We start from the raw sequence: 7,795 nt of genomic DNA, 5'->3' as shown, positions 1-7,795 counted from the left end.
GCCGGACTTCCCTTACCGGAAATGGCCACCCAACGCAGGGTGGCCATTTCCGCGTTAACAGGAGGATCAGCTGATGGCAGAAGACGAAGATCGCGAGCGCCCTCGTCGCCCTCGCTATACCTCGAACGACCGCAGCACCCCCGCCCGCGGGGACCGGAAGCCGTATCAGAAGCGCGATGGTGACCGTTCGTACGGGGGTCGGGATGACCGGAAGCCGTATCAGAAGCGTGATGGTGACCGTTCGTACGGGGGCCGGGATGACCGGAAGCCGTATCAGAAGCGTGATGGCGATCGTTCGTACGGGGGCCGGGATGACCGGAAGCCGTATCAGAAGCGTGATGGTGACCGTTCGTACGGGGGCCGGGATGACCGGAAGCCGTATCAGAAGCGTGATGGTGACCGTTCGTACGGGGGCCGGGATGACCGAGAGCCCCGTGCTCCGCGCCGGGACGTCCCCGAGGTCCCCGACGAGATCACGGCCAGGTCGCTGCCCAGCGCCGCACGCAATGAGTTGAAGACGCTCAGCAAGGAGAACGCCGACGCGGTCGCGCGCCACCTTGCGATGGCCGGCCTCCTCATCGAGGACGATCCCGCGCTCGCTCACCGTCATGCACTCGAGGCGAGCCATCGCGCAGGTCGCATCGCGGTGGTGCGCGAGACGGTGGCCATCACGGCGTACGCGGTGGGGGACTATTCACTGGCACTCCGCGAACTGCGCACCTACCGTCGCATCAGCGGCAAGGACGACCAGATCGCGCTGCAGGTCGACAGCGAGCGTGGTGTCGGCCGTGCCGACCGCGCGCTCGAGGTCGGCCGTTCCGTCGACCGCAGCACACTTCCCACGGCCGTGCGCGTCGAGCTCGCGATCGCGATGTCCGGTGCGCGGCTCGACCAGGGCGAGACCGAGCGAGCCTTGCTCGAACTCGACATCCCCGAGCTCGACCCGCAACGCGCGTACGAGTGGAGTCCGGCGCTTTTCGCGGCACGCGCGACGGTGCTCGAGGAGCTCGGTCGGGGGGACGAGGCCGAGCAGTGGCGGCGTCGTGCGACCGTCGCCGCCGAGGCCCTGGACGACGCCAGCGGCTTCGAGGCCGCCGAGACCGTGTGGGTCGACGAAGTCGAGGAAGAGGAAGACGAGTCCTCGGACGCCGGTACCGGCATCGACGCAGAGACGCCGCCCGAGGGCACGGCGGAGGACGCTCAGGACTGAGCGGGCAAGAGCAGGATCTTCCCGTCGGTGCCGCGCTCGAGCTCCTCATGAGCGCGCACGGCATCCCGTAGCGGATAGGCGGGTCCCTTCTCGACACGGAATGCGCCGGCGGCGATCAGCGCCAACGTCACCGGTACCGCCTCTCGGCGCCACGCCTGCTGCTGTTCGCTGAGCCCGTACGGTGCACCACCGGCGTACGCCTGGATACCGAAGCCAGGCGCGTCCGCACCACGCACCAGCGTCGCGACCCGAGACCGGTCCGATACCACCTCGATCGATGTCTGGATCGCCTCGTCGGTTCCCGCGCAATCGAGCGCGGCATCGATGCTGCGGCTCAGCGTGCGGACGCGATCGGTGAGGCCTTCGCCGTACGGTACCGGCGTCGCGCCGAGCTCCCGCACGCGATCGGCTCTGCGGGAGGACGTCGTCGCGATCACCTCGGCTCCCCATGCCGACGCGAACTGGATCACCGCCTGACCGACCGCGCCGGATCCGCCGTGCACGAGGAGTCGGTCGCCGGGGCCGACCGAGAGGGAACGCAGTGCCTGATAGGCGGTCGAGGCGGGAATGCCGATCGACGCTCCCGTGGCGGCGTCGACCGTGTGCGGACGCGGTGTCACGGCGGCGGCAGGGACCGTGGCCATGTCCGCGTACAGGCCCTGCGCCCCGGTGACGACCACCGGCATGCCGGTCCGGAGACCCTCGACCGCTTCGCCGACCTCCAGGATGGTGCCCGCACCGTCGGCACCGACACGGCGGGGCCCCTCCAGGGGCGGTGAGGGACGGATTCCGCTGCGGAGCTTCGCATCGATCGGGTTGACCCCGGCCGCGTCTACGCGGATGAGGACCTCCCCGGAGGCGGGGCGTGCGGGCTCGGCCTCGACATACTCCAGGACATCCGGGCCGCCGATGCGGCGGTGAACGACGGCGTGGGACATCGGTGTCCTTCCGGTCATGACCCTCCGCGCAGGGCCTTGGCGATGCGCGGGGCGGAGACGGGCTCGGCGGTACCGAGCGACTGGGCGAACAGGCTCACACGGTACTCCTCCAGCATCCAGCGCACCCGCACGAGGTGCTCGGGCGCGCTGGCGTCGAGGGGGATCGTGCCGCCGGCGTCGGCGAACGCGGTGGCGGAGCGTTCGTACTCGCTCATCCGCTGCCGGTCGCGTCCGGGGTTGTCGGCGATACCGAGGACGCGGTCTCGTGCGCCCTGCAGATACCGCGGCAGGTGTGCCAGCCGGGCCGTGCCGATGCGGGCGATGAAGCCGGGGAACACCAGCCCGGACAGCTGGGTCTTGACGTCGTTGAGCGCACCCAGAAGCGTGAGGGAGTTCTGGTTCTTCACGGCCTTCTCGACCTCGCGCGACAGGACGAGGATCTTCGCCGCGAGGGAGACCACCGTGAAGGTGTCCTCGACGACGACGGCCGCGTAGGCGTCGCGGGCCTTCTCGAACCCTGCCTGGGAGTGGATGGTCCGGCCCTCGGCGACTTCGCCGAGCACTCGATCGGCCACCGCGAGGCGCGCATCGTCGATGAGGGCCTTCGCCGAGGGGTAGGGCGAGGCCGCCAGGGCGAGCTTTTCCGTGCTGGTGAGGTGCTCCAGCACGTAGGAGGCGGGGGATGCCACAGCGCGCAGCAACAGTCGGCGTGCGCCCCCGCGGGTGGCGTCGGCCGCCGACTCTGCCGAGGTCTCGATCCGCAGCGAGACCGACTCCCCGTCGTCGACGACGGCCGGATAGCCGCGGACGACGCCGCCGGCGACCTTGCTGTCCACGACCTCGGGCAGATCGCCGAAGTCCCAGGAGGTCACGCCGCTGCGCTGCGCGAAACCGACCTCCGCGGGCGCGCCGGCGGCCCCGCGGGAGGCCCCGGCGACGGAGGACGGAGCCGATGCCCGCTCCACGGAGCGTGCCACGGACGAGCGCGCCCGATCGGCCAGCCGGCGTTGGAGATCGGCGAGGTCGCGACCGCCACCGACTTCCCGGCCGCGGGCGTCCACCGCGCGAAAGGACATCATCAGGTGCGGCGGCACGCGCTCCAGATCGAAGTCCTTCTCGCCCACCGGCTGACTCGCCACCCGGCGGATGCGGTCGGCGAGCGCCTGGCGCAGTGATTGTGCGGGAAGTCCGCCGGAGAGCTCGGGACCTTCGGTGGCGATCTCGGCGGAGAACGTCGCCGCCCAGTCCGCCGCCGGGACCACGTGGCGCCGGATGGATTTGGGGAGGGAGCGGATGAGGGCCGTGATGAGCTCGTCGCGCAGACCCGGCACCTGCCAATCGAACCCGACCGGTTGCAGTTGCGCGAGCAGGGCCAGCGGGACCACGGCCGTCACGCCGTCATCCGGGGCGCCCGGCTCGAACCGGTAGCGCAGCGTGAGCACCTGATCACCCTGCCGCCAGCGCGCGGGGAAATCGCGTTCGTCGCTACGACCGGCGTCCTCGCGCAGGTCTGCTTCGGTCATGTCCAGCAGCCGCGGCGTCCGCGTGATCGCGTCCTTCCACCACGCCTCGAAGGAACGGACATCGACGACCTCGCGCGGAACACGGGTGTCGTAGAACCCGTAGACGGCCTCGTCGCCGACGAGGATGTCGCGGCGTCTCTCGCGCTCCTCGACCTTCTCCAGGCGGCGACGCAGCTCGTGGTTGCGACGTTCGAACGCGGTGAGACGCTTGTCGAGGTGGGTCGTGTTCCACTCGCCCTCGACGAGGGCGTGCCGGACGAACAACTCCCGCGCCAGCGGCCGGTTGAAGCGTGCAAGGTGCACCCTGCGCTTGGGGATGATCTCCACCCCGAACAACGTGACCTTCTCGTACGCCGATGCCGCGCCCTGCGACGTCGACCAGTGCGGTTCGCTCAGCTGCCGGCGGGCCAGGTCTCCGGCGAGCGCCTCGGCCCAGGCGGGGTCGATGGCGGCCACCGTCCGGGCGAACAGACGCGAGGTCTCGACGAGTTCCGCGGCCATGACCGCGGCAGGGCGCTTCTTGCGCACCCCGGACCCGGGGAAGATCGCGAAGCGCGTGCCGCGGGCCCCGACGTACTCCGCAGCCGGCGGTCCGCTCTTGCCGCCGCGGCCTTTGGCCTCACGGTTCTGACCGCGGGTGTCGAGGATGCCCAGGTGGGAGAGCAGCCCGGCGAGGATCGCACGATGGATCGCGTCGGGATCGGCGCCGGCCTCGTCGACGGGTGCGCTGGAGCGCCGCAGGCCCATCAGTGAGCGCAGCTGTCGGTGCACGTCCATCCACTCCCGCACGCGCACGTAGTTCAGGAACTCCGCGCGGCACATGCGACGGAACGCGCTGGAACCGAGCTCGGACTGCTTCTCCTGGAGGTATCGCCACAGGTTCAGCAACGTGAGGAAATCGCTGGTGGGATCGGTGAAGCGTGCGTGGAACGAATCGGCTTTGGCCCGGTCGGCCTCGGGGCGTTCCCGAACGTCCTGGATCGACATCCCCGCGACGATCGGTAGGACCTGGCCGAGCACATCCGTGCGCTCGGCCTCGACGAGCATGCGGGCCAATCGCGGATCGATCGGAAGCCGCGCGAGGCGCGTGCCGATTTCCGTCAGGCGCGCACCCCCCTGGCCGCGAGGTGCCGTGCGCACCGCGCCGAGTTCGACCAGGAGGTCGAACGCGGCTTTGACGCCGCGCGAATCGGGCGGGGTGAGGAAAGGGAAGTCCCCCACGTCGCCGAATCCCAGGGAGAGCATCTGCAGCACCACGGACGCGAGGCTCGTTCGGAGGATCTCGGGCTCGGTGAACTCGGGGCGGGTGACGAAGTCGTCCTCTGCGTACAGCCGGACCGCGATGCCCGGGGCGGTGCGGCCCGCACGTCCGGCGCGTTGCTGCGCCGAGGCCTGCGACACCGGCTCGATGGGCAGACGCTGGATCTTGCTGCGGTTGCTGTAGCGGGAGATCCGGGCGGTACCGGTGTCGATCACATACCGGATGCCGGGCACGGTCAGACTGGTCTCGGCGACGTTGGTGGCGAGGATGACGCGTCGGCGGACACCGGCGACGCGCGATCTGTCGAACACGCGGTGTTGCTCCGCGGCGGAGAGGCGTCCGAACAGGGGGAGCACCTCGGTCGGAGCGACGTCCTTGGCGTACATGCCGCGCACCGCATCCATGGCGTCCCGGATCTCGGCCTCGCCGGGAAGGAACACCAGGACATCACCGGCCGGCTCGCGATCGAGCTCCCGGAGCGCCCTGGTCAGGCTGTCGATGTCGTCCGAGTCGGCGGCTTCGGTGGGCGGACGATAGCGCACCTCGACCGGATAGGTCCGGCCGGAGACCTCGATGATCGGTGCGGGAGTCCCCTCCTGATCCGCGAAGTGTTCCGCGAAGCTCTCCGGATCGATGGTGGCACTTGTGATGACGACCTTGAGATCCGGGCGCCGGGGGAGGATGCGTGCGAGATAGCCGAGGAGGAAGTCGACGTTCAGAGACCTCTCGTGCGCCTCGTCGACGATGATCGTGTCATAGCGACGCAACATCCGGTCGCGATGGATCTCGTTCAACAGGATGCCGTCGGTCATCAAGGTGATGCGCGTCTGGTCGGAGACGGCGTCGGTGAAGCGCACCTTGTAGCCCACCGCCGAACCCAGCGGTACCTGCAGCTCCTCGCTGACGCGTTCGGCGATCGAGCGTGCGGCGATCCGCCGCGGTTGGGTGTGCGCGATGGCGGAGCGGCCCAGCTCCAGGCAGATCTTCGGCAGCTGGGTGGTCTTCCCCGACCCTGTCGCACCCGCCACGATGACCACCTGGTGATCTCGGATGGCCGCGGCGATCTCGTCGCGGGCCGCGCTGACCGGCAGCTCGGGCGGGTAGGAGATCACGGGAGCGGGCGCGGACATGGCCCTCCATCGTACGACGCCGCCGGTCCCGGTGTGCGGGAGGCCCGGCGACCGGGTACCGTGGACGGGTACGACCCCTGAGGAGGCCGCTCGTGTTCATCCTGTCCCTTCTGCTGTTCGTCGGCGGTATCGCCCTGCTGGGACTGGCGATCTCCATGCCTGTGGCGCCCGGCGTCTTCTTCGCCCTCGGCATCCTCGTGCTCTCGCTCGGCGTCGCGCTACCGATCCACTTCGGCGGCACCCCCGGAGCCGCCCAGCGCTGGTCGATCTCGCGCAAGGACTCCTGACCCGCCGCCCTTCCGCGCCGGTCCCCGTCGTCTGTGCCCTCCTAAGCTGGAGGCATGGCGAACATCCCCCTCATCGAACTCAACGACGGCCACCGGATCCCCCAGCTCGGTTACGGCGTCTTCAAGGTTCCGGCCGAAGACACCGAACGAGCTGTCAGCGAGGCGCTCGAGGTCGGCTACCGTCACATCGACACCGCGGCGATCTACGGCAACGAACAGGGCGTCGGGGCGGCGATCGCCGCCTCCGGCATCGCCCGCGACGAGCTGTACATCACCACGAAGCTGTGGAACGACCGCCACCACGGTGACGAACCGGACCGTGCGATCGCGGAGAGCCTGGACAAACTCGGACTGGACGCCGTCGACCTGTACCTCGTGCACTGGCCGACCCCGGCCAAGGACGACTACGTCCATGCATGGGAGAAGATGGTCGGCATCCGCGAGCGCGGGCTTGCGCGCAGTATCGGCGTCTCGAACCACCTCGTCGAGCATCTGGACCGCATCGTCGCCGCGACCGATGTCGTCCCGTCGGTGAACCAGATCGAGTTGCACCCGGCGTATCAGCAGCGGGAGATCACCGCCTGGGCGGTGGCCCACGGCACCGTGATCGAGTCATGGGGGCCGCTCGGGCAGGGGAAGTACGACCTGTTCGCTGCCGCTCCGATCGCCGAGGCGGCCGAGGCGACCGGCAAGACCCCCGCGCAGGTCGTGTTGCGCTGGCACCTGCAGAAGGGGTTCGTCGTGTTCCCGAAGTCGGTGCGCCGCGCGCGCCTGGAAGAGAACCTGGACGTGTTCGACCTCGAGCTCTCCGACGCCCAGGTCGCCGCGATCGACGCGATGGATCCCGGCGACGGCAGCGGCCGCGTCGGTGCGCACCCGACCGAGCTCAACTGACCGGTCCGCCCCGCCGCGCGCGGCGGGGCGGATAAACTGCACCGATGGCCATCGAGAACGCCTACTGGTACGGCGAGAAAGCCGACGACCGCCACGAGCGTGCCGTCGCACTCCTCCAGGCGTTCCGGATGTACCGCGCCGCCGAGGTCGCGATGCGCCGCCGCACCCGTGAGGCGATGTCGATGGGCGAGAACGACCTTCTGGTGCTGCGGTACCTGTTGCGCGCCCAGCGAGAGGGTCGGCGCGTGTCGCCGAGCGAGCTGACCCGATACCTCGGGGTCTCCACTGCTTCGATGACGGCGATCATCGACCGCCTGGAGAAGTCCGACCATGTGCGGCGCGAGCGTCACGCGACCGATCGGCGCAGCATCCATGTGATCCCCACGGCCGAGACCGACCACGAGGTGCGCGCGACACTCGGCAAGATGCACGAGCGCATGCTCGCGGCGGTGATCGACATGACTCCGGAGGAGACGCGCATCGTCACGGAGACGTTGGCACGGTTGCAGTCGGCCGTCGACCAGGTCGACTCGCCGCCCCCGTCGGACTGAG

At 69.7% G+C, this 7,795-nt stretch carries 7 protein-coding genes; 4 read left to right on the top strand and 3 right to left on the bottom strand.

The window, feature by feature from the left end; translation table 11 throughout:
* Window positions 1-610: hypothetical protein (locus ABD204_RS14050; RefSeq protein ID WP_344098604.1), on the bottom strand; the 610-nt coding region annotated here is incomplete at its 3' end.
* A gap of 39 nt (window positions 611-649) precedes the next feature.
* On the opposite strand from ABD204_RS14050, the gene ABD204_RS14045 reads away from it, so the two are divergent.
* A complete protein-coding gene (locus tag ABD204_RS14045) occupies window positions 650-1,210 on the top strand; it encodes a hypothetical protein (protein ID WP_322597572.1) in 561 nt (186 codons plus the stop codon).
* Here ABD204_RS14045 and ABD204_RS14040 read toward each other — a convergent pair.
* Together ABD204_RS14040 and hrpA are read right to left on the bottom strand one after the other, a co-directional pair.
* Complete coding sequence (locus tag ABD204_RS14040) at window positions 1,201-2,148, bottom strand: quinone oxidoreductase family protein (protein ID WP_194424302.1); 948 nt, start codon at window positions 2,146-2,148, stop codon at window positions 1,201-1,203. The two genes, ABD204_RS14045 and ABD204_RS14040, sit on opposite strands and share 10 nt — an antisense overlap.
* 14 nt (window positions 2,149-2,162) lie before the next feature.
* Entirely contained in the window at window positions 2,163-6,062 is a 3,900-nt protein-coding gene (gene hrpA, locus ABD204_RS14035) for an ATP-dependent RNA helicase HrpA (protein ID WP_194424303.1), read from the bottom strand.
* A 92-nt stretch (window positions 6,063-6,154) separates the two neighbouring features.
* Between hrpA and ABD204_RS14030 the strand changes: the two genes are divergently transcribed.
* From ABD204_RS14030 to ABD204_RS14020, 3 genes are read left to right on the top strand one after another with little or no spacing between them, the layout of a single operon-like run.
* On the top strand, window positions 6,155-6,349 hold the full coding sequence (locus ABD204_RS14030) for a hypothetical protein (protein ID WP_194424304.1): 195 nt from the start codon (window positions 6,155-6,157) through the stop codon (window positions 6,347-6,349).
* A 54-nt stretch (window positions 6,350-6,403) separates the two neighbouring features.
* Window positions 6,404-7,243 carry an aldo/keto reductase gene (locus tag ABD204_RS14025; protein ID WP_194424305.1) on the top strand — a complete coding sequence of 280 codons (840 nt, stop codon included), beginning with the start codon at window positions 6,404-6,406 and terminating at the stop codon, window positions 7,241-7,243.
* A 44-nt stretch (window positions 7,244-7,287) separates the two neighbouring features.
* Window positions 7,288-7,794, top strand: a complete 507-nt coding sequence (locus ABD204_RS14020) for a MarR family winged helix-turn-helix transcriptional regulator (RefSeq protein WP_194424306.1) — start codon at window positions 7,288-7,290, stop codon at window positions 7,792-7,794.
* Window position 7,795: the final 1 nt, after the last annotated feature.

Source organism: Microbacterium aquimaris (assembly GCF_039531285.1).
In the GTDB taxonomy this organism is placed as follows: Bacteria; Actinomycetota; Actinomycetes; order Actinomycetales; family Microbacteriaceae; genus Microbacterium; species Microbacterium aquimaris.
Note: the sequence above shows the minus strand (reverse complement) of the source record. Positions and strands in the feature narration are given on the sequence as shown.

Coding starts and splice junctions, on each gene's coding strand:
- ABD204_RS14040 (WP_194424302.1), bottom strand. CDS start 2,148: ATGTCCCACGCCGTCGTTCACCGCCGCATCGGCGGCCCGGATGTCCTG.
- hrpA (WP_194424303.1), bottom strand. CDS start 6,062: ATGTCCGCGCCCGCTCCCGTGATCTCCTACCCGCCCGAGCTGCCGGTC.
- ABD204_RS14025 (WP_194424305.1), top strand. CDS start 6,404: ATGGCGAACATCCCCCTCATCGAACTCAACGACGGCCACCGGATCCCC.
- ABD204_RS14020 (WP_194424306.1), top strand. CDS start 7,288: ATGGCCATCGAGAACGCCTACTGGTACGGCGAGAAAGCCGACGACCGC.